At 51.6% G+C, this 17,180-nt stretch carries 21 protein-coding genes; 7 read left to right on the top strand and 14 right to left on the bottom strand.

Annotation, left to right across the window (positions count from 1 at the left end; all coding sequences use genetic code 11):
- Window positions 1-91 precede the first annotated feature (91 nt).
- Window positions 92-1,204 (top strand): aminopeptidase, encoded by a 1,113-nt coding sequence (locus AC13H5_RS09995; RefSeq protein WP_034778267.1) that lies wholly within the window; start codon window positions 92-94, stop codon window positions 1,202-1,204.
- A gap of 39 nt (window positions 1,205-1,243) precedes the next feature.
- On the opposite strand, the gene AC13H5_RS10000 is transcribed toward AC13H5_RS09995, so the two are convergent.
- The 6 genes from AC13H5_RS10000 to AC13H5_RS10025 all read right to left on the bottom strand — a co-directional run bounded on the left by AC13H5_RS10000 (window position 1,244) and on the right by AC13H5_RS10025 (window position 5,975).
- Window positions 1,244-1,699: a Dps family protein gene (locus AC13H5_RS10000; RefSeq protein WP_251130426.1), complete on the bottom strand. Its 456-nt coding sequence runs from the start codon at window positions 1,697-1,699 to the stop codon at window positions 1,244-1,246.
- A 98-nt stretch (window positions 1,700-1,797) separates the two neighbouring features.
- Complete coding sequence (murC, locus tag AC13H5_RS10005) at window positions 1,798-3,105, bottom strand: UDP-N-acetylmuramate--L-alanine ligase (protein ID WP_034778269.1); 1,308 nt, start codon at window positions 3,103-3,105, stop codon at window positions 1,798-1,800.
- 88 nt (window positions 3,106-3,193) lie between these two features.
- Window positions 3,194-4,144 carry a hypothetical protein gene (locus AC13H5_RS10010; protein ID WP_483545669.1) on the bottom strand — a complete coding sequence of 317 codons (951 nt, stop codon included), beginning with the start codon at window positions 4,142-4,144 and terminating at the stop codon, window positions 3,194-3,196.
- A 53-nt stretch (window positions 4,145-4,197) separates the two neighbouring features.
- Window positions 4,198-4,818 carry a YtpR family tRNA-binding protein gene (gene ytpR, locus AC13H5_RS10015; RefSeq protein WP_138859168.1) on the bottom strand — a complete coding sequence of 207 codons (621 nt, stop codon included), beginning with the start codon at window positions 4,816-4,818 and terminating at the stop codon, window positions 4,198-4,200.
- A gap of 48 nt (window positions 4,819-4,866) precedes the next feature.
- A complete protein-coding gene (locus tag AC13H5_RS10020) occupies window positions 4,867-5,658 on the bottom strand; it encodes a DUF1444 family protein (RefSeq protein ID WP_483545670.1) in 792 nt (263 codons plus the stop codon).
- Between the two features lie 5 nt (window positions 5,659-5,663).
- Complete coding sequence (locus AC13H5_RS10025) at window positions 5,664-5,975, bottom strand: thioredoxin family protein (protein ID WP_021065580.1); 312 nt, start codon at window positions 5,973-5,975, stop codon at window positions 5,664-5,666.
- A gap of 114 nt (window positions 5,976-6,089) precedes the next feature.
- On the opposite strand from AC13H5_RS10025, the gene AC13H5_RS10030 reads away from it, so the two are divergent.
- On the top strand, window positions 6,090-6,422 hold the full coding sequence (locus AC13H5_RS10030; protein ID WP_021065579.1) for a hypothetical protein: 333 nt from the start codon (window positions 6,090-6,092) through the stop codon (window positions 6,420-6,422).
- Between the two features lie 49 nt (window positions 6,423-6,471).
- Here AC13H5_RS10030 and AC13H5_RS10035 read toward each other — a convergent pair whose 3' ends face one another.
- Together AC13H5_RS10035 and AC13H5_RS10040 are read right to left on the bottom strand one after the other, a co-directional pair.
- Entirely contained in the window at window positions 6,472-7,488 is a 1,017-nt protein-coding gene (locus AC13H5_RS10035; RefSeq protein ID WP_483545671.1) for a PTS sugar transporter subunit IIC, read from the bottom strand.
- 125 nt (window positions 7,489-7,613) lie between these two features.
- Window positions 7,614-8,687 (bottom strand): M42 family metallopeptidase, encoded by a 1,074-nt coding sequence (locus AC13H5_RS10040; RefSeq protein WP_034778279.1) that lies wholly within the window; start codon window positions 8,685-8,687, stop codon window positions 7,614-7,616.
- Window positions 8,688-8,823: 136 nt separating this feature from the next.
- On the opposite strand from AC13H5_RS10040, the gene AC13H5_RS10045 reads away from it, so the two are divergent.
- The 4 genes from AC13H5_RS10045 (at window position 8,824) to dhaM (ending at window position 11,184) form a co-directional block, all read left to right on the top strand.
- Window positions 8,824-9,126, top strand: a complete 303-nt coding sequence (locus tag AC13H5_RS10045) for a PepSY domain-containing protein (RefSeq protein WP_021065576.1) — start codon at window positions 8,824-8,826, stop codon at window positions 9,124-9,126.
- A gap of 104 nt (window positions 9,127-9,230) precedes the next feature.
- On the top strand, window positions 9,231-10,208 hold the full coding sequence (dhaK, locus tag AC13H5_RS10050; RefSeq protein WP_214797298.1) for a dihydroxyacetone kinase subunit DhaK: 978 nt from the start codon (window positions 9,231-9,233) through the stop codon (window positions 10,206-10,208).
- A 24-nt stretch (window positions 10,209-10,232) separates the two neighbouring features.
- Entirely contained in the window at window positions 10,233-10,823 is a 591-nt protein-coding gene (dhaL, locus tag AC13H5_RS10055) for a dihydroxyacetone kinase subunit DhaL (protein ID WP_214823166.1), read from the top strand.
- Window positions 10,816-11,184: a dihydroxyacetone kinase phosphoryl donor subunit DhaM gene (dhaM, locus tag AC13H5_RS10060; protein ID WP_256440833.1), complete on the top strand. Its 369-nt coding sequence runs from the start codon at window positions 10,816-10,818 to the stop codon at window positions 11,182-11,184. Before dhaL ends, dhaM begins: the two co-directional genes overlap by 8 nt.
- Window positions 11,185-11,208: 24 nt before the next feature.
- On the opposite strand, the gene AC13H5_RS10065 is transcribed toward dhaM, so the two are convergent.
- Window positions 11,209-11,718 (bottom strand): hypothetical protein, encoded by a 510-nt coding sequence (locus tag AC13H5_RS10065; RefSeq protein WP_235420207.1) that lies wholly within the window; start codon window positions 11,716-11,718, stop codon window positions 11,209-11,211.
- Between the two features lie 105 nt (window positions 11,719-11,823).
- Window positions 11,824-12,471: a tRNA (guanosine(46)-N7)-methyltransferase TrmB gene (trmB, locus tag AC13H5_RS10070; RefSeq protein WP_034778289.1), complete on the bottom strand. Its 648-nt coding sequence runs from the start codon at window positions 12,469-12,471 to the stop codon at window positions 11,824-11,826.
- A 135-nt stretch (window positions 12,472-12,606) separates the two neighbouring features.
- Between trmB and cydS the strand changes: the two genes are divergently transcribed.
- A complete protein-coding gene (gene cydS, locus AC13H5_RS10075; protein ID WP_021065570.1) occupies window positions 12,607-12,717 on the top strand; it encodes a cytochrome bd oxidase small subunit CydS family protein in 111 nt (36 codons plus the stop codon).
- A 45-nt stretch (window positions 12,718-12,762) separates the two neighbouring features.
- On the opposite strand, the gene AC13H5_RS10080 is transcribed toward cydS, so the two are convergent.
- From AC13H5_RS10080 to thpR, 4 genes are read right to left on the bottom strand one after another with little or no spacing between them, the layout of a single operon-like run.
- The gene (locus AC13H5_RS10080) at window positions 12,763-13,557 is read right to left on the bottom strand and encodes a phosphotransferase family protein (RefSeq protein ID WP_034779996.1); all 795 of its coding nucleotides are present in this window, start codon (window positions 13,555-13,557) and stop codon (window positions 12,763-12,765) included.
- 50 nt (window positions 13,558-13,607) lie between these two features.
- Window positions 13,608-15,773 (bottom strand): type I pullulanase, encoded by a 2,166-nt coding sequence (gene pulA, locus AC13H5_RS10085; protein WP_483545672.1) that lies wholly within the window; start codon window positions 15,771-15,773, stop codon window positions 13,608-13,610.
- Between the two features lie 21 nt (window positions 15,774-15,794).
- The gene (locus AC13H5_RS10090) at window positions 15,795-16,634 is read right to left on the bottom strand and encodes an NERD domain-containing protein (RefSeq protein ID WP_034778292.1); all 840 of its coding nucleotides are present in this window, start codon (window positions 16,632-16,634) and stop codon (window positions 15,795-15,797) included.
- The gene (gene thpR / locus AC13H5_RS10095) at window positions 16,604-17,179 is read right to left on the bottom strand and encodes an RNA 2',3'-cyclic phosphodiesterase (RefSeq protein WP_034778294.1); all 576 of its coding nucleotides are present in this window, start codon (window positions 17,177-17,179) and stop codon (window positions 16,604-16,606) included. The genes AC13H5_RS10090 and thpR overlap by 31 nt, the downstream gene beginning before the upstream one ends.
- Window position 17,180: the final 1 nt, after the last annotated feature.

The raw sequence follows: 17,180 nt of genomic DNA on the forward strand, positions 1-17,180 counted from the left end.
GCCATCCGGTCTGATTATTCCTTTACCCGTTTTTATGTTTTCGATTACACTAAAATAGAAATAAATTTAAAAAAGTTAAAGGGGTGGACGTATGAGAGATCCAAGAATCACGCAACTCGCCGACGGATTGATCAATTATTCGGTCGAATTGAAGCCAGGGGAACGCGTTCTAATCGAAAATTTTGGTGTCGAGGAGTCGCTCGTCGAAGCGCTTGTCGAGAAGGCGTACGAAGCCGGGGGGCATCCGTTCGTCTTGTTGAAAGAGAGCCGTATTTTGCGTAAGCTCTACAGCGGAGCAAGCCGAGAGCAACTTGAGCTCATGGCCGACATCGAGCGCAAACAAATGCAGGCCATGGACGCCTATATCGGACTTCGGGCCGGTGACAACATTAACGAGTTATCAGACGTTCCGGCCGAGCAACAAAAACTCGTCGGGGCCACCATCGGTAAAATGCATACCGAGGACCGCGTCAAAGGAACGAAATGGGTCGTGCTGCGTTACCCGTCCCCATCGATGGCGCAACTCGCCGGCAAATCGACCGAGGCGTTTGAGGACTTCTACTTCAACGTCTGTACGCTCGATTACGGCAAGATGGACCGGGCCATGGACGCACTCGTCACGCTCATGAACGAGACCGACCGTGTCACGATCAAAGGGCCAGGAACGGACCTCAGCTTCTCGATCAAAGATATCCCGGCCATCAAGTGTTCCGGTCAGATGAACATTCCGGACGGTGAAGTGTTCACAGCGCCGGTCAAAGACTCGATCAACGGCGTCATCACGTATAACACGCCATCTCCATATCATGGCTTCACCTTCGAGAACGTGTCGTTGACGTTCCAAGACGGAAAAATCGTCAACGCGACGGCGAATGACACCGACCGAATCAATGACGTGTTCAATACGGATGAAGGCGCACGCTACGTCGGCGAATTCGCCATCGGCGTCAACCCGTACATCCAACACCCGATGAAAGATATCTTGTTCGATGAAAAAATTGACGGTAGTTTCCACTTCACACCAGGCCAGGCATATGACGACGCCTATAACGGGAACGACTCTTCAATCCACTGGGATCTCGTCAACATCCAACGTCCTGATTATGGCGGCGGCGAGATTTGGTTCGATGACGTATTGATTCGCAAGGACGGACGCTTTGTCGTCGACTCGCTCTTGCCACTCAATCCAGAAAATTTGAAATAACAAAAAACAAGCGTGCCGCAATCGGCACGCTTGTTTTCATTATAGCTTCGTCTTTTTGCCGAGCGCTGCCGACATCATCCAAATCTCTTTCTCGAGTCGCTCGATATGAGAGACGAACGTGTCTTCGATGGCTTCGTCCCCGTCTTCGAAGTTTTCCATCGCGTCTTGCATCTCTTGACGGATCTGTTTGAAGTCACTGATCACGTCCTTGATCATTTGATCGGTATCCGCATGGCGATCCCCTTCTTGCAACGTCGAATGTTCGAGATATTCTTTCATCGTCGCATACGGTTCGCCGTCATTCATCAAGAGCCGCTCCGCCACGTCATCGTACAGTTCAGCGACGAGGTTATACAGTTCCTCCAACTTTTCATGGTACGTGAAGAAGTGAGGTCCGCTAATGTACCAGTGGTAGTTATGCAGTTTGACGAATAAGAGGCCATAGTTGGCCACCTCTTTGTTCAATGTGCTCAATGCGCCTTGGCTTGCCATCATTAACATCTCCTTTTCCAAATTCAGTCGCTAATACTATTACCGTCTTGACTTGATGTTAAACACAAAAAAGCGAACGGCTTAAGCCATTCGCTCTCGATTCACGCTTCGAGTTGGACGTGATTCTCGTATTCACGTTGGTACGTTTGAATGTCTCCGGCTCCCATGAACAGGAGAACCGCGTCTTTATGTTGACTTAAGACACTGACCCCGCCCCGCTTCAAGACGTTCGCGCCTTCGATACGCGATTGCAAGTCTTCGATCGTGACGGTACCTTCTTGTTCGCGAGCCGAACCGAAGATGTCACACAAGTACACAGCGTCCGCTTCGGCTAATGCCGCAGCAAAATCATCCATGAATGACTTCAGGCGTGTATACGTGTGTGGTTGGAAGATGGCTACAACTTCACGGCCGGCGTATTTTTTACGTGCCGCTTCGACTGTCGCGCTGATTTCCCGTGGATGGTGGGCATAATCATCCACTAACACTTGGTTTCCGAGCGTCGATTCGCTGAAACGACGTTTCACGCCGTTAAACGTCTCGAGGCGGTCTTTAACCAATTCTTTCGGTAAGTTCTCATAGTCACACGTCGCGATGACGGCAAGGGCATTCAAGACGCTGTGGTTGCCATATCCCGGAATGCGGAACGTCCCATAGAAGTCGTCACGCAAGTAGACGTCAAACGTTGTTCCGTTGTCCGTCGAGTTCACGTTCTCGGCACGGAAGTCGTTATGGGCACCGAAACCGTAATAGACGATTGGCACGTTTGCTTGAATGTGTTGCAGGTTCTCATCATCGCCACAAGCGATGATGCCTTTTTTCACTTGCTTCGCCATCTCTTGGAACGCATCGATGACGTCATCGAGACCCGAGAAATAATCCGAGTGATCGAAGTCGATGTTCGTCATGATAGCGTAGTCTGGACGGTAGTATAAGAAGTGACGCTTGTACTCACATGCTTCGAAGACAAAGTTCTTCGAGTCTTCGACCCCTTCTCCTGTGCCATCGCCAATCAAGAACGACGTCGGCTCGATGCCGCGCATGACGTGAGCCAACAAACCTGTCGTCGATGTCTTACCATGAGATCCCGTAATGGCGACACTCGTGTAGTGGTCGGCCAATTCGCCGAGAAACTCATAGTATTTGTATATCGTCAATCCGAGCTCGCGCGCTCGAACGACTTCAGGGTGATCGTCAGCGAAGGCGTTGCCCTGTACGACGATTTGCCCTTCGGTAATATTTTCAGGATCAAACGGAAGGATTTCAATTCCTTTGCGATTCAATGCTTCTTCAGTAAAAAATGCTTTGTCAACGTCCGAACCTCGGACCTCATTGTTCATGTCATTTAAAATTTGAGCTAAAGGACTCATGCCCGTTCCTTTAATTCCGACGAAGTGATAACGGTTCATCTGTAAATAGCCCCCCTAATTCATTGCGGTCTGTTGAAAAAATGCGACAAACCTTTGTCATTATAGCAAAACTCCAGGAGTCATGCTATTACAGATTATTGTTTTTTTTCGCCAAACGACGACTCTTATACATCGCCATCCGGTCTTGCGGTGTCATCATGACATTGAGCGGAGGGCCTTCCGCTTTATACGAGACGCTCATCGCAGGCGTCAACTCTTCTTCGTCAGGCACTTCAATCGGTTCATCAGTCTGTAATGTTTTCGCAACATCTTCGACAACCGGGGCCACCGTCTCAACCGGCGCATCGAGCGAAACGTCCTCTTCGGTCACGTCTTGCTTTTCTTCTCGGACGGCAATCTTCGATGATTTCAAATCGGTCGAACCCATGAACACAGAGGCGAACCCGCTCTCTACAATCGAGACTTCCCCGAGGAGCGGTTTAGTATCTTGTTCAGCTGTCTCGTCTTCAGAGACGAACGGGCTTTCCTCGATCGTTTCCGTGGAAATAATCGTCTCTTCGCTTGGCGTATCCGCGTGCTCGGACACCATTTCCTCAAGCGTCTCCGCTGATGGCGATTCGTCCGCTGCGACATCGAGGTCAGGCTGTGACGTCGGCGCATCATCGACGGTCGGCACGGATTTGTCTACTGAATCAACCACGGGTTCATCCACTGATTCCATCACGGATTCGTCTACTGACTCCACCATCGGTTCATCTACGGAATCAATTACCGGTTCGTTCTTAGGCTCAGGCTCTACGATTGGCGGCACCGCTTCTGACACTTCCTCTACCGGGACGGCCACTCGCTTTGCTTGGCGGATCGCTGAATCGTCACGCGTCTCCGGAGAATGTTCAGTCGGCAGAATGATTTTCGGTTTCGGTCGGGCGTATCCATAAATCGGAGATGGCACATCCGACGGTACAAATTCATCCTTCGGCTCGGGCTTCGGTGCAGGCGCACCTTTCTTCCCTTCCTGGGATAGTTCGCGTCGAATTCGGTCTGCTTGTTGTTTTAATGAACGTTCATATGCATCCATACTTGATTCCTCGCTTTTTCACTCAATCCTATTTAGCAAAAAATCGGTCGAATTTAGCGACCGATTTCAAATGCTTTCCCTACTTCATATTCGTCATCCAATACGAGAATCCCTTTTTCTTGCGGTGCATCAGGTAAGTTCAATTCTCGTGCTGAACAAATCATCCCGTGTGAACTTTCACCTCGTAACTTCGATGGACGAATGATCAAACCAGACGGCATGACCGCTCCCGGTTTCGCGACGACGACTTTTTGGCCGGCCGCGACGTTCGGTGCGCCGCAGACAATCTGGACATCACCTTGATCGGTCTCAACTTGACAGATCGACAATTTGTCCGCATCCGGGTGCTTCTCAGCTTCTTTGACGTAGCCAACGACAAATTTCGGGGTGAAGTCCACGCCCGAAAGCTCGGCTTCGATATTTTGTTTACGCAAGATGACACCGAGCGTCTCAATCAACTCGGCCGTCAACTCGACCGGCCCGTGCCAGTCGCTGACGTCAAAATAATTACTGGCATTGAAGATGTTATAGCCATTGACTTTTCCCGTCGTCGATTTGACGATGGCGACATCATCTTTCCGTTCAACGACTTGGTGGTGGCGATCGCCTTCTCTTAACAAGACCATGAGGACATCGCCGATTCCTTCACGGTTATAAAAAGCATTGATTTGCATACGTAAAAACGCCCCTTCTTTCAAACTAGACACAAATAGTTTAGCAGATTATGCGTCCGTTGGTGGGTTCTTTTTTCCGACAATGAAAATTGGTTCGAGAACGCCGTCCTCATAATGGAAAGAAAGAGCCGTCACCGGAATCCGCCCATTCGTGAAAAAGTCGAACATGAGCTGTTGCATCGCATCATAACCTTGATCGTTGCGGATGTCCGCGATGATCATCACGTCCTGATGCGGTACCCCGACGAGCATATCGCCTTCGATACGGCGTTCCATAACTCGTAAAAAGTCATCGTTCAAGATACGTGACGCCTCGTAGCCGTCCCGTGCCGCCAGGAAATAGAACGTGTTGCCGGCAACGGTATCTTCTTTTAAATCGGTCGGTAATTTTTTGACGTTATCCCGCGCCAACTCATCAAGGCGTTCGAGCGTCATCCCGCCCAAATGTCGCTCTTCAATCAAGCGATAGCCGTTACCCAAATCTAGGGCGTAAAAGACGGCAGTCTCAGCTGTATGCGGCGTCATCGCCAATGTCTCGCCCCGTTTCGTCTCGGTCGAGAACGAAGCAGAACGGATGACAGGATAAAGATTGGCCTCATTACCCGCTAATGTGATGTCATCATCCGCGGTGAGCGCTGTCTTGATGTAGTCTACGACCTCATCGACAGCGATTTCCCCTCGAACTTTTGTTTTCGCTACGAGCGGGGCGAGACGGATGTTGACGCCGAAACGATCGGTCGCCCGTTCGATGCGCAACACCTCATTCTCGCGGTCGTACGAGGTCCGGTATCCGTCAGTGAACTTACTTTCGAGATGACGACGTAATTCATTCCGCTCCATTTAAATCACCCTAACCCATGAAGGAAGGCTTCGACTTGCTCCGGCGTCTTCCGTTCGCGTCCGACATAGCGGTCGACTTCTTGTCCGCCGTTGAAAGCGACGAAGCTTGGAATTCCGAAAATGTCGAGTTCTTGCGCAAGCTCCATCCATTCATCACGATCGACGTAATAAAATGACCAGTCTGAGAACTTCGCTTCAATGTCCGGCATGAATGGGTCGAGGAAACGGCAATCGCCGCACCATGTTGCTGAAAACATGAGGACGCTCTTCCCTTGTTTCGCTGCTGTATATTCGTTCATCGTTGTCAGTTGTTTCATCTTCACCACTCCTGTTCTTTTTTCCTCATTCATGATAGCATAAGTCCGTTGTCACATTCCGCTCTCGTGTTTTATGATAGTCGGGAGTGAAGACTACGTGAAAAAGGTGAAGTCATGACAAAATGGACACGCGAACAGTTGAATCCAGAAATGAAGCATCCACTTGAACAACTCGTCGGCGTCATCGGCATGTTGGCGATTCTACGCTACGGTTATTTGTTCATCGATACGGACAAATCACGAGGCGAGATTTTCATTTGGCTCGTCGTCGGATTCGCCGTGATTTACATACTTGAACGCGTCGGCAAGCGTCTTGTGCGCAGGCTGCCCATCATTCGAAAACGTTTTTTACTCCCCGTTTATGCCGTCCTGCTCGTACTATTCCTCGCGAGCTTCCGCGTCCCGCGGGAAACGGTCGAAATCGTCCGGAATTTTTTCGGGTGGTGAACGAAAGAGAGCGTCCCGCTTATTTGCCGGGACGCTCTCTTTCGTATGTTCAATATTCGATTTTCATGTCGTTCGGTCGAATCCGGTTCATCCGGACCAACACTTGATAGACGGCGTAGCTGAGCACCGCTGGCCCGACGATTAAAAAGCCGAAGACGACGATGAACGTATACCAACTGAAGCCCATCGTTTCGAGCATGACGATCGGTCCGACGAGTCCACTTGTTCCCATGCCAGCGCCTGCCGCGACGCTCTCGAGTTCAAACAACAGAATCGCAATCGGCGCGAGCACGGCGCCGGCCACGGTCGGCGGCAACAAAATCCATGGGTTTTTGACAACATTGCCGACTTGGAGCATAGATGTACCAATGCCTTGGGCGATGGCGCCTCCGATGCCATTGTCCCGATAGCTCGTGATGGCAAACCCGACCATTTGGGCAGCACACCCGACCGTCGCCGCGCCGGCGGCAATCTCGCTCAAACCGAGCATGAGGGCGATGGCCGCGCTCGAGATCGGAGCCGTGAGCGCGAGCCCCATCAACGTCGCGACGACGACGCCCATGAACAGTGGCTGCTGTTCCGTTCCCCATTCGATCCATGTGCCGAGCTGTGTCATGAACAACCCGACGTATTTACCGATATAGGTCGCACTTAAATAACCGATGCCGATCGTCGTGAACGGCGTGACCAAAATATCGAGTTTCGTCGACTTCGAGACGAGCTTGGCGACTTCGACGGCGAGCAACGTCGCCACATAACTGCCGGCTGGCCCGAACTCGTAACCAAACGCCCCGACGACGAGCGCCGAGAACAAGATGAGCGGCGGTGCTTGAAGCGCATAGGCGATTGCAATCCCGATGGCCGGACCGGTCAAGCCGATGGCCACATCACCAATCTCGATGAGCGTCGACCCGAAACCGGACAGACTCGTTTCGAGCAATTGCCCACCCGCCGTCTTCATAATCAAGCCGATGATGAGCGTACTGAATAAGCCGAGTGCCATATAACTGAGTGCCGTCACAAAATAAAGCGACGGACTGAGCGTGATCCCTTTTTTCTTAAACATGGAAATCCCTCTTTCCTGTCTTGTCAGTCGTAAAGTTTCTGTCTTCACACTTTTATCAGTATAAGCGTTTCTCGGGAAATTTCAATATAAAAAACGCCACTACACGAGTGACGTTCTCCCTACCTTTAGCGTGAAGCTCGAAGCGTCTCCATCGTCGAACGATCGAGGCGTTTGACGAGCGCCTTGAGTAGCGCTTTCGCCGCATCATAGTCGTCCGTATGCAGAATCGAGGCGTGTGTATGGATGTAACGCGCCGCGACACCGATCACGGCCGTTGGGACCCCTTCCCCGCTCATATGGATGCGGCCTGCGTCCGTTCCACCTGGCGAGACGAAGTACTGCGTTTTGATGTTTTCATCAGACGCCGTGTCGAGCAGGAAGTCACGCATCTCTGGAGACATGACCATGACCCGGTCAAGGATTCGGATAAGCGCCCCTTCCCCGAGTTGGCCGAACTCCGTCTTATTGCCAGACGCATCGTTGGCCGGTGACGCGTCGAGGACGAGCGCGACGTCCGGACGAATCATTTCGGCTGCCGTTTGCGCTCCACGGAGTCCGACTTCTTCTTGGACAGTCGCACCCGAGAACAAGATGTTCGGATGATCGGCTTTTGTCGTCTCTTCGAGCAACTCGACCGCCAGACCAACCCCATAACGGTTATCCCATGCTTTGGCCATAATCTTTTTCGGATGTTTGAGCGGCGTGAAGTCGCTTGTCGGCACAGCCGGTAGACCCGGACGGACGCCCCATGATTCGGCTTCTTCTTTCGTATCGGCACCGATGTCGATAAACATCTGTTTCATGTCCATCGGTTTACTCATTGCGTCCGGTCCGAGCAGGTGCGGAGGTGTCGATGCGACGACGCCCGGAATCAATCCATCGTTCGTCACGATATCAAATCGTTGCGCCATGAGCACTTGGCTCCACCATCCACCGAGCGGCTGTATGTATAGCATCCCGTTTTCTGTGATCCGGGTGACCATGAACGCGACTTCGTCCATATGTCCAGCGACCATGATGCGTGGTCCCGCCTCGTCCCCGACCCGTTTCCCAAAGATTGAGCCGATGCCATCCGTCATGACTTCATCGACATGCGGTGTGATTCGGTCACGAACAAACTGACGAACCTCTGATTCGAATCCAGGTGCGCCCGGAAGTTCTGTCAACGTCTTGAATAAGTCTCTCGTTTTTTGTTCCATTTCCATCCATCCCTTCAACCGTTCTTGTTTCATTATATACAGAACTTTTCGGCAGATGCGAATGGTTTTCGTTCCAATGGGGTACAGGTTTTGGTACGATGTACATGATAGCCATAGTTCAAGGGGAGGTAGTCATATGAAGAAAAGGTATTGGTTAGTTGGGATCGGGGTTGCCATCGCGGCCGCACTTATGACGAAAAAAGTGTTAGATGAACGAAGCTTATCGGCCGAGGACGCGCTCGAGTACACGAAACGGGCATTCTCAGCCAAAGGTCACGTTCAAGGCGCATGGATCTCGGCATCACCTGAGATTTACACGTATGACGGACGTGAGTATGACGTCTTTAAAGGCGGCATCTCGGTTCTCGAGAACGACGAAGAGAAGACGTACCAATTTACAGTCGATTCAGAGACTGGCGCTTTACTTGAATATGCATGATGTGGGGTCGGCGATGACATTCGCCGACTTTTTTTGTTTAATCTGGGCGAAAGAGTGGAAAATTGAATATGGTACTTTTCAAACTCAAAAAGGAGTGATCCCACGTGAAGAAACTGATCGGTGAAGCAAACGAGCTCGTGTCACAAATGGTCGAAGGAATGGTCCATGCCCATCCTGAACTGTACGGTCGTGTGGAAGGATTCAACGTCATCTGTCGTGCTGACGGGGCCAAGTCCGGAAAAGTCGGACTCGTCTCGGGTGGAGGCAGCGGTCATGAACCGGCCCACGCCGGTTATGTAGGTGACGGGATGCTCGATGCCGCTGTATGCGGTGAAGTGTTCACGTCCCCGACCCCGGACATGGTGCTCGAAGGCATCAAAGCGGCCGATGGAGGAAACGGGGTATTACTCGTCGTCAAAAACTATGCAGGTGACGTCATGAACTTCGAGCTCGCCGCCGAACTTGCGGATGCCGAAGGAATTAAAGTCGACCACGTCGTCGTCGCAGACGATGTCGCCATCTCGAACAAGGAAGATCGTCGCGGTGTTGCCGGGACCGTGTTCGTGCATAAGATTGCCGGTGCGGCTGCAGCGAGCGGGAAATCACTCGCCGAAGTGAAAGCGCTTGCAGAGAAGGTCGCGGCAAACGTTCGCTCGATGGGTATGGCTGTCGAACCTTGTTACATGCCGGTGAGCGGCAAGCCAGGTTTTGATTTGAATGAAGAAGAGATGGAAATCGGCATCGGGATTCACGGGGAGCGCGGCGTCGAACGGAAGCCGACGACGAACGTCGATGCCATCGTGGATGACCTGCTCGACCACTTGAAAAAAGAAGTGAGTCCTGGCGAAGTTGCCGTTATGGTCAACGGTATGGGCGGTACGCCATTGTCTGAATTGTACGTGACGTATCATTTCGTCGCGAAAAAATTAGAAGATGCCGGCTACACGTTGAAACGGAAATACGTCGGCAACTATATGACATCCCTCGAGATGCACGGGTTCTCGATCACGCTCTTGCCGCTCGACGAAGAAATGACGGGTTATCTCGATGCACCGTCGGCGGCACTCGGTTTCAAACTCTAATCCAATGAATGAGGTGTTTATGCAATGTTGACGATTGATGGGTTCAAGCAAGCATTACGACACGCCCAATCCGAGATTGAGGCAAACAAGGATACACTGACCGACCTCGACCGCGCCATCGGCGACGGAGACCACGGCATCAATATGTCGCGCGGCTTTGAAGCGGTCGTCGCCGTACTCGATGACGACTATGCCAGCCTTGGCGACTTGAGCAAGAAAGTCGGGATGACGCTCATGTCGAAAGTCGGCGGCGCAGCCGGTCCGCTATACGGGTCGGCATTCGTCAAGGCTGCACCTAAGTTTGGTGACGCGACGGAGGCCGATTTCAAGCTCGTTAAAGAAGCGCTTCTTGAAGCGTCGACAGCGATTAAGGCGCGCGGGAAGTCAGAAGTTGGCCAGAAGACAATGGTCGATGTGTGGGAACCGTTCTTGTCTGACTTGAGCGAGGCTGACGATTTTGATGCCAAACTCGACCGCCTCGTCGGTGAGACCGAAGATATGATCGCCACGAAAGGACGGGCATCTTATTTCGGTGAAAACTCACGCGGTACGGTCGACCCTGGCGCACTCTCGAGTTCCATCGTGTTGAAAGCGATTATGAAGGAGGTTGAGTGACATCGTAGAGCTCATCATCGTATCCCATAGCGCTAAAATCGCTGAAGGGATTCAAGACTTGATGAAAGAGATGGCCCCCGCCGTTCCGATTCATTTAGCGAGCGGGCTTGAGGACGGCAGCATCGGGACAGATGTGACCCGTATCCTCGAGGCAATCGAGGCCGTCGACAAAGAAGCGCTCATCTTATCCGATATCGGTTCGGCCACGATGAACGCAGAACTCGCTGTCGATATGTATGAAGGCGATAAAACGATTCAGTTCTATGACGGTCCGATCGTCGAGAGTGCCTTCGTCGCTTCCGTCTCATCCGGTAACGGCATGGATGTCGCTCAAATCGTCGAACAATTGAAAATGGCATAAAAAAAGAGCCTCGCGGCTCTTTTTTTAACGTGGGTTATCGTTTTTCTCATAAATCGGGTTCATGAACTCGGTCGTCGAGTAGAAACGTGGAACAACCACGAACAAGATGACTACCGGGATCGCGATTAAGAGTAGCAAGATCAACACAGGCAACCAATAGACAATTTGTTGTCCGAGCATGTCGATGTTCGCATCCGCAAATTCAGTCGCGCCTTCGACTTCTGCGAGGTCAGCTGTTGCGAGGATTTTGTTGTCCGTCGCATCATAGTAATGGAACTCGGTCTTACGTGTGATGAAGATGCCGTCACGGATCGTATCAATTTCAACGACCGCCGCGATGACTTCATTGCCATTCGAATGACGGAGCGTCTCTTCTTTTACGATTTCAGCCGTTCCTTCTTTGTAGTCATAATGCGTGGCTTTCAGATCCTCTTCAAGGGCGTCCAAGAACGCCTCGTTTGCCGAGGTATTAAGTGGTGCGATTGTTAGAATGAAGATTAGTGCAAGCAGGCTTGCCCATGCTTTTTTCAACATCCCCATGTTCCCCCTTCTCTAATTCCAGTTTAGCGTCATTCCTATTGTACCAAGAAGAAAGAAAAAAGTGTGAAGAAAATGCTATTAAAATAAGAAAAAAGCGTGTCAAATTTTCGGACGGAAAGCTGCCTCCATCCGATAAATCGGTTGTCCCATGGCGCTGAAGCGCTCTTCGTACTCGGTGCGCACGTTATCCGCCGGTTCGTTCACATGTAAATCAAGTGAAATATCTGTGAAGTACATGCCGTATTGGCTCATGCTTTCGAGCGAATATTCGAATAACCCCCGGTTATCCGTCTTGAAATGAATCTCGCCTCCGCGTGGCAACACAGCCTCGTACGTGGCGAGGAACGTTTTATACGTCAAACGACGTTTCGCATGGCGTGTCTTCGGCCATGGATCGGAGAAGTTCAAATAGACGCGATCGACTTCACCGGCTTCGAAGTAGTCGACGAGTTGCTTGGCATCAACAGTCAACACGCGGACGTTTGGCATCGGTGTCTCGACGAGCTTTTGCACAATCGATACGGCGACGCTCTCGAATAACTCGATGGCGATGAAGTTGACGTCCGGGAACTGTTGGGCCATCCCTAAAATGAATTGCCCTTTCCCCGAACCGACCTCGATGAAGAGCGGATTGTCGTTCTTAAATTCTGCTTTCCAGTTCCCTTTTAACGTTTCGGGATGAGTGATAAAGACGTGTTCTTGAGCTTCCATATATTCTTTGGCCCAAGGTTTGTGACGTAAACGCATGTTTTTCCAACCTTTCGTTCAAGAAATGTTCAAGTTTATGCTGACTAGCCGCTTCGTGCGAGCAGTCCCCTTGCGATTATACACGAAATCATTGTTTAATGAACATGAATCATCCTTCACAAGGAGGTTATATCGATGAGCACGTTGGATCAATTTTTAATCTTTTACGCGGCCCCGCTGACGTTTTTCGGCGCCGTCATCGCCACGTTCGTTTGGGCGTATTTCATGAAACCTGATGATGTCTAATGCATATGGAAAGGGATGGCTCACGCTCGTGATCCATCCCTTTTTTCATTGTGTCCGTTCATCTGCCTCATCGAGCAGTTCACGGAGCACGGTCAATCCTTCTGCCCGGGCGATACCGTTCTGTTCCCCATACAACGTGAGAACCGTCTGGGCAATCGCATACCAGTGCATCCGGTAATGGAGCTCTGACGTGTAACGGATGCCGTAATGGCTAAACCACGTCTCCCACTCCGCCTCATCGACATAACTGTAAACGACCATCGCCAAGTCAAAGGCACGGTCGGCGATGATGGCGTCATCCCAGTCGGTCAAATACAATAGACCCGTCTCGTCCTCGATCCAGTTATTATGGTTAAGGTCCGAATGGCAGACGACAAGTTCACGTTCGTCATCAATCGGTTGATGCATAGTGAGCCAACGGACCGCTTCATCAATCGTCACATCCGCCTCGTCTTGCTCATAGGCGGCACATTGCCGAAGCAATAGCGTCGACGTGACCGGTGTATGATTCAATTGCTGCAGCATGAATAATAGCTCTTTCGAATGATGAATCTTCCCAAGCTGTGCCGCCACATCAGACCGTTTCATATCGGTTGGCGATAGCTCACGACCTTCGATGAACTGTTGGGCACTGAGGACGTCGCCGTTGAACATCCGCTTCGTCCACAGCAATTTGGGGACGATGCCTTCGGCGGAAAGAATGGCTAAAAACGGGGACGAGTTCCGTTTGACAAAGATTTTTTGTTGGCGCGTCGTCGCTACGTACGCTTCGCCTGTAATCCCGCCTGCGGAAGCCACCGTCCACTCTTCACCGAGCGCACCGATTATATCTGAATACATATTCATCACGCTCAAATCTCATTAAGAATTACAAAGATACAATCACCATATTAACACGCGATAATCGTCATTGACAACGACTCGACTTGAATCTCACGCGGATTTCGTGCAATCGGGACGAGGCTCGCCGTTTCCCCTTGCACATAAACGTTCCAGTCTCCGTCGGCATGAAACGTCACGTCACCGAACGTTCCGTTCAAATAGACACGGACGCGTTGCCACGCATCGTAGGAATGGCTCGCCGTCAACTCGTAGGCGATCACGCCTGGAGGCGACGGAAGGAACTTGAATTGCTCCACGACTTTCTGCCGACTATCGTAACGGAAACACGTATGACGGCGCCGCAATTTCAGCAGCGTCTTCACGAATTCGACCTCACTCTGACGCTCGTCCCGCAAATCCCAATCGAAGTGATTGATTCGGTCCGGTGCGTTGTAACTATTTTCGACCCCTTGTTTCGTCCGACCGAACTCCTGGCCTGCATGGAGGAACGGGACGCCTTGCGACGTGATGACGATGGCCGTGGCGAATCGTTGCATACGTAATCGCACCGCCTCGTCCATATCCTCACACGATAAGAGCAATTTATCGTAGGTCGTATAATTGTCATGCGCCTCGACGTAATTGATTGTATATTGCGGGCTCGGGAATCGTCCGACGGTGACGTTCGGGATTTGAACCGCTCCCGTGATGCACTCTCGAAGCTCCCATTCCCGCCATTCGTTACCAGAGACAAAACCGCGTTCGCGGTCATTGAACGTCGACCCCTTTAACGCGTCCCGCATCATGTCATTGAAGTGCCCGATTCGAGGCATAAAGGCGGCGTTATGGGACGAGGCTTTTAACGATGGGCTGAGCGGTGTCGCCAAATCCCATCCTTCCCCGTAAATCAAGATTGAACGATCAATCTTATCAAGCGAAGCCCGGACTTGATTCATCGTCTCGACATCATGGATCCCCATCAAGTCGAACCGGAAGCCGTCAACGTGATACGCCTCGGCAAAGAAAGTCACACAATCGACAATCATCCGCCGCATCATGTATCGTTCCGAGGCCGTGTCATTCCCAACCCCAGTCCCGTTCGCGACCGTCCCGTCATGTTCATAACGGAAATAGTAGTAAGGGACGAGCGCTTCGAGCGAGGATTGTTCACGGATAAAGACATGGTTCATGACGACATCGACGACGACCCGCATCCCGTGACGATGCAGTTCCTCGACCATATGAGCATATTCTAGAATTCTCGATAACGGCTCGGCTGGGTCTGAGGCGTAACTCCCCTCTAACCCGAACCAATGAATCGGGTCGTATCCCCAATTGTATGGCATCCGGGTCGACTCATCGACGCTGCCGAAGTCATGGACAGGCAACAGTTGCAGATGGGTGACCCCGAGTTCTTTCAAATAATCGAAGCCGGCACTGTTCTCGCCTCTCGTTCTCACTCCGGTCTCGACGATGCTGCCATACAAACCTCGCATCTGACTCATCGAGGACGGATGGCTCGTGAAGTCCCGGATGTTCAGTTCATAGATGACCGCATCGGTCGCTTTCCGCAGTGGCGGCCGTTCCGTCGGCGTGACATGGGCGGCGACGTGCGCCTCGACATCGATCAATACGCCAAATTCGCCATTCAGGCTGACGGCTTTCGCGTAAGGATCGACGACCTCGTTCGTTTCGACCGGCGTCTTGACGTACAGTCGATAATAGTGACCTTCATAAAACCGAGGCACGTCAGCATGCCAGACACCACGGCTCTCTTTAGACATACGAAACCGCTCGATTTCACGATGTGTCGTCGAGTCGTGGATGACGAGCCAAATCGAGAACGCGACGGGAGACCAAACGTATGCCTCGATCGAGTGTTCGGAAAAAGTGAGGCCGAGCGGTCCGTCATAGGCATAACGGCGTTCGAACTCGTCCGTATGCACGATTTCACGTGGCACGACGACAATCGTTTTATGTCCGGGGTGAAATACAGTATAGACCGCTTCAAGCGTGACCGGTCGCGCCAATCGGATATCTCGCTCAATCGTACCGGCCTCTGTCGTCCATTCATTGAGCACCACATAGTCGACCGGTCGACCGTTCTGTTCAATCTGTACTGGAACGGATTCATATTCGGCGATGACTTCCAGTCGAATCGTCTCGAACGAGAGCAAAGATGCCCGTTCAATCGTCACATGTGACGTCGTTTGCTGCTCTGGTGTGTGATGCATACGCGTTCCATCCTCTCCAACCTACTGGTCCAAAAATTGTCGAAACGGCATCTGGGCTGTCGCATCTAGTAGTTTCGCCACATCTCGAATTTGTTGGGCTTTGACGATCGGTGCCCTCGTGTTCACTTGTTTCAGCCACGACTCATAATCAGAGCGTGAAATGAACTGAGTCGACCTTGTCTCGGGCACGTGATCGAAATAGCCTTCTGGGGCCACCGTGACTTTTTGGATGACCCCGTCATAGGACGGAAGAAACTGTCGAATGATTTCTTCAGTGCGCGTCAATGCAATGAGCGGATTGACTACACGTTTATTTTCCCCTTTGAGCGGTTGATGAATCCATGTCTTCTGCTTTGAGATGTGATAGATGCTCCGATCGCCGTCAAGCCATTCGACCAAATACAGATGTGACGGTCCGATGATAAGATGGCTCAATTCGACAGTTGCCCCGTTCCATTCGACAACTGGACGATACATGAAGAAGTGTTGGTCGTTCCATTCGGTCACCATCTTACGATAACCGTATTCACGAAGGAACGGCAAGAACGGCATGTCTGCTTCGGTCGCCCCTTCACACGCGAACTGCAACTTCTGGATGTGGCGACGGTTCGCGAGGAGCGCCTGGAACTGCGTCTCCGAGAGCGGGGTCGGTTCGAGCTCGATACGTTCCGTTCGACGCCAAAATTTCCACCACGGGTTCTCGAACTCCATGATCTCGGGTGGGTTCAACCGATTGGACTCATGCAGGCGGCGCATACGGGCGACATCGGACTCGACGTATTCTTGGAAACGATTGAACTGATCGAGCATATTTCGTTCATATTTAGATGTCACGTCAAAAATTTTAATCGGGATCGCCATGTGTCCTCCTCTGACCGCTGTAACGGAAATACTTCAACTGCCTCATAGGCAGGGGTGTGGTTCGGATTGATTCGATAAAGGATGACGGCTTCAATCGACTCTTCGATCTTGAACGTCGGGGGGATGTGTGGAATGATCGTTCCGGTGTCCCACTTTTTGGCGAGCGTGACGTGCGGGACGAACGGTTTCCGGTCGAGTGACGCGATCTCTTCAGACAGCTTGCGCCGAAGCGTCCCGGTGAGCGCCGTCAATTCTGCAGACGAATCCGGGACGATCGTCAATACTCGAGGACGATCTGGTCTCCCGAAGTGATCAATTTGTTGGAACATCAGTGAAAACGGAGCCGTCACTTCCGTCACGTCACGCGTGATCTCTTTGACCGCCTCGACTTCATCATCGTCCAATGCGCCAAGAAACTGAAGCGTCAAATGGAATTCTTCCGGCCGATACGTCCGGCGATACGAATAAAACGGCAAGATGGCCCGTTGAACGCGTTCGAACTCCGCCTCCTCCATCGGTAGCGCTATAAAGTAATGTGTCGACATC

The organism is Exiguobacterium sp. FD-YE-25-4 (assembly GCF_057004685.1).

Coding starts and splice junctions, on each gene's coding strand:
- AC13H5_RS09995 (WP_034778267.1), top strand. CDS start 92: ATGAGAGATCCAAGAATCACGCAACTCGCCGACGGATTGATCAATTAT.
- AC13H5_RS10000 (WP_251130426.1), bottom strand. CDS start 1,699: ATGATGGCAAGCCAAGGCGCATTGAGCACATTGAACAAAGAGGTGGCC.
- murC (WP_034778269.1), bottom strand. CDS start 3,105: ATGAACCGTTATCACTTCGTCGGAATTAAAGGAACGGGCATGAGTCCT.
- AC13H5_RS10010 (WP_483545669.1), bottom strand. CDS start 4,144: ATGGATGCATATGAACGTTCATTAAAACAACAAGCAGACCGAATTCGA.
- ytpR (WP_138859168.1), bottom strand. CDS start 4,818: ATGCAAATCAATGCTTTTTATAACCGTGAAGGAATCGGCGATGTCCTC.
- AC13H5_RS10020 (WP_483545670.1), bottom strand. CDS start 5,658: ATGGAGCGGAATGAATTACGTCGTCATCTCGAAAGTAAGTTCACTGAC.
- AC13H5_RS10025 (WP_021065580.1), bottom strand. CDS start 5,975: ATGAAACAACTGACAACGATGAACGAATATACAGCAGCGAAACAAGGG.
- AC13H5_RS10030 (WP_021065579.1), top strand. CDS start 6,090: ATGACAAAATGGACACGCGAACAGTTGAATCCAGAAATGAAGCATCCA.
- AC13H5_RS10035 (WP_483545671.1), bottom strand. CDS start 7,488: ATGTTTAAGAAAAAAGGGATCACGCTCAGTCCGTCGCTTTATTTTGTG.
- AC13H5_RS10040 (WP_034778279.1), bottom strand. CDS start 8,687: ATGGAACAAAAAACGAGAGACTTATTCAAGACGTTGACAGAACTTCCG.
- AC13H5_RS10045 (WP_021065576.1), top strand. CDS start 8,824: ATGAAGAAAAGGTATTGGTTAGTTGGGATCGGGGTTGCCATCGCGGCC.
- dhaL (WP_214823166.1), top strand. CDS start 10,233: ATGTTGACGATTGATGGGTTCAAGCAAGCATTACGACACGCCCAATCC.
- AC13H5_RS10065 (WP_235420207.1), bottom strand. CDS start 11,718: ATGTTGAAAAAAGCATGGGCAAGCCTGCTTGCACTAATCTTCATTCTA.
- trmB (WP_034778289.1), bottom strand. CDS start 12,471: ATGCGTTTACGTCACAAACCTTGGGCCAAAGAATATATGGAAGCTCAA.
- cydS (WP_021065570.1), top strand. CDS start 12,607: ATGAGCACGTTGGATCAATTTTTAATCTTTTACGCGGCCCCGCTGACG.
- AC13H5_RS10080 (WP_034779996.1), bottom strand. CDS start 13,557: ATGTATTCAGATATAATCGGTGCGCTCGGTGAAGAGTGGACGGTGGCT.
- pulA (WP_483545672.1), bottom strand. CDS start 15,773: ATGCATCACACACCAGAGCAGCAAACGACGTCACATGTGACGATTGAA.
- AC13H5_RS10090 (WP_034778292.1), bottom strand. CDS start 16,634: ATGGCGATCCCGATTAAAATTTTTGACGTGACATCTAAATATGAACGA.
- thpR (WP_034778294.1), bottom strand. CDS start 17,179: ATGTCGACACATTACTTTATAGCGCTACCGATGGAGGAGGCGGAGTTC.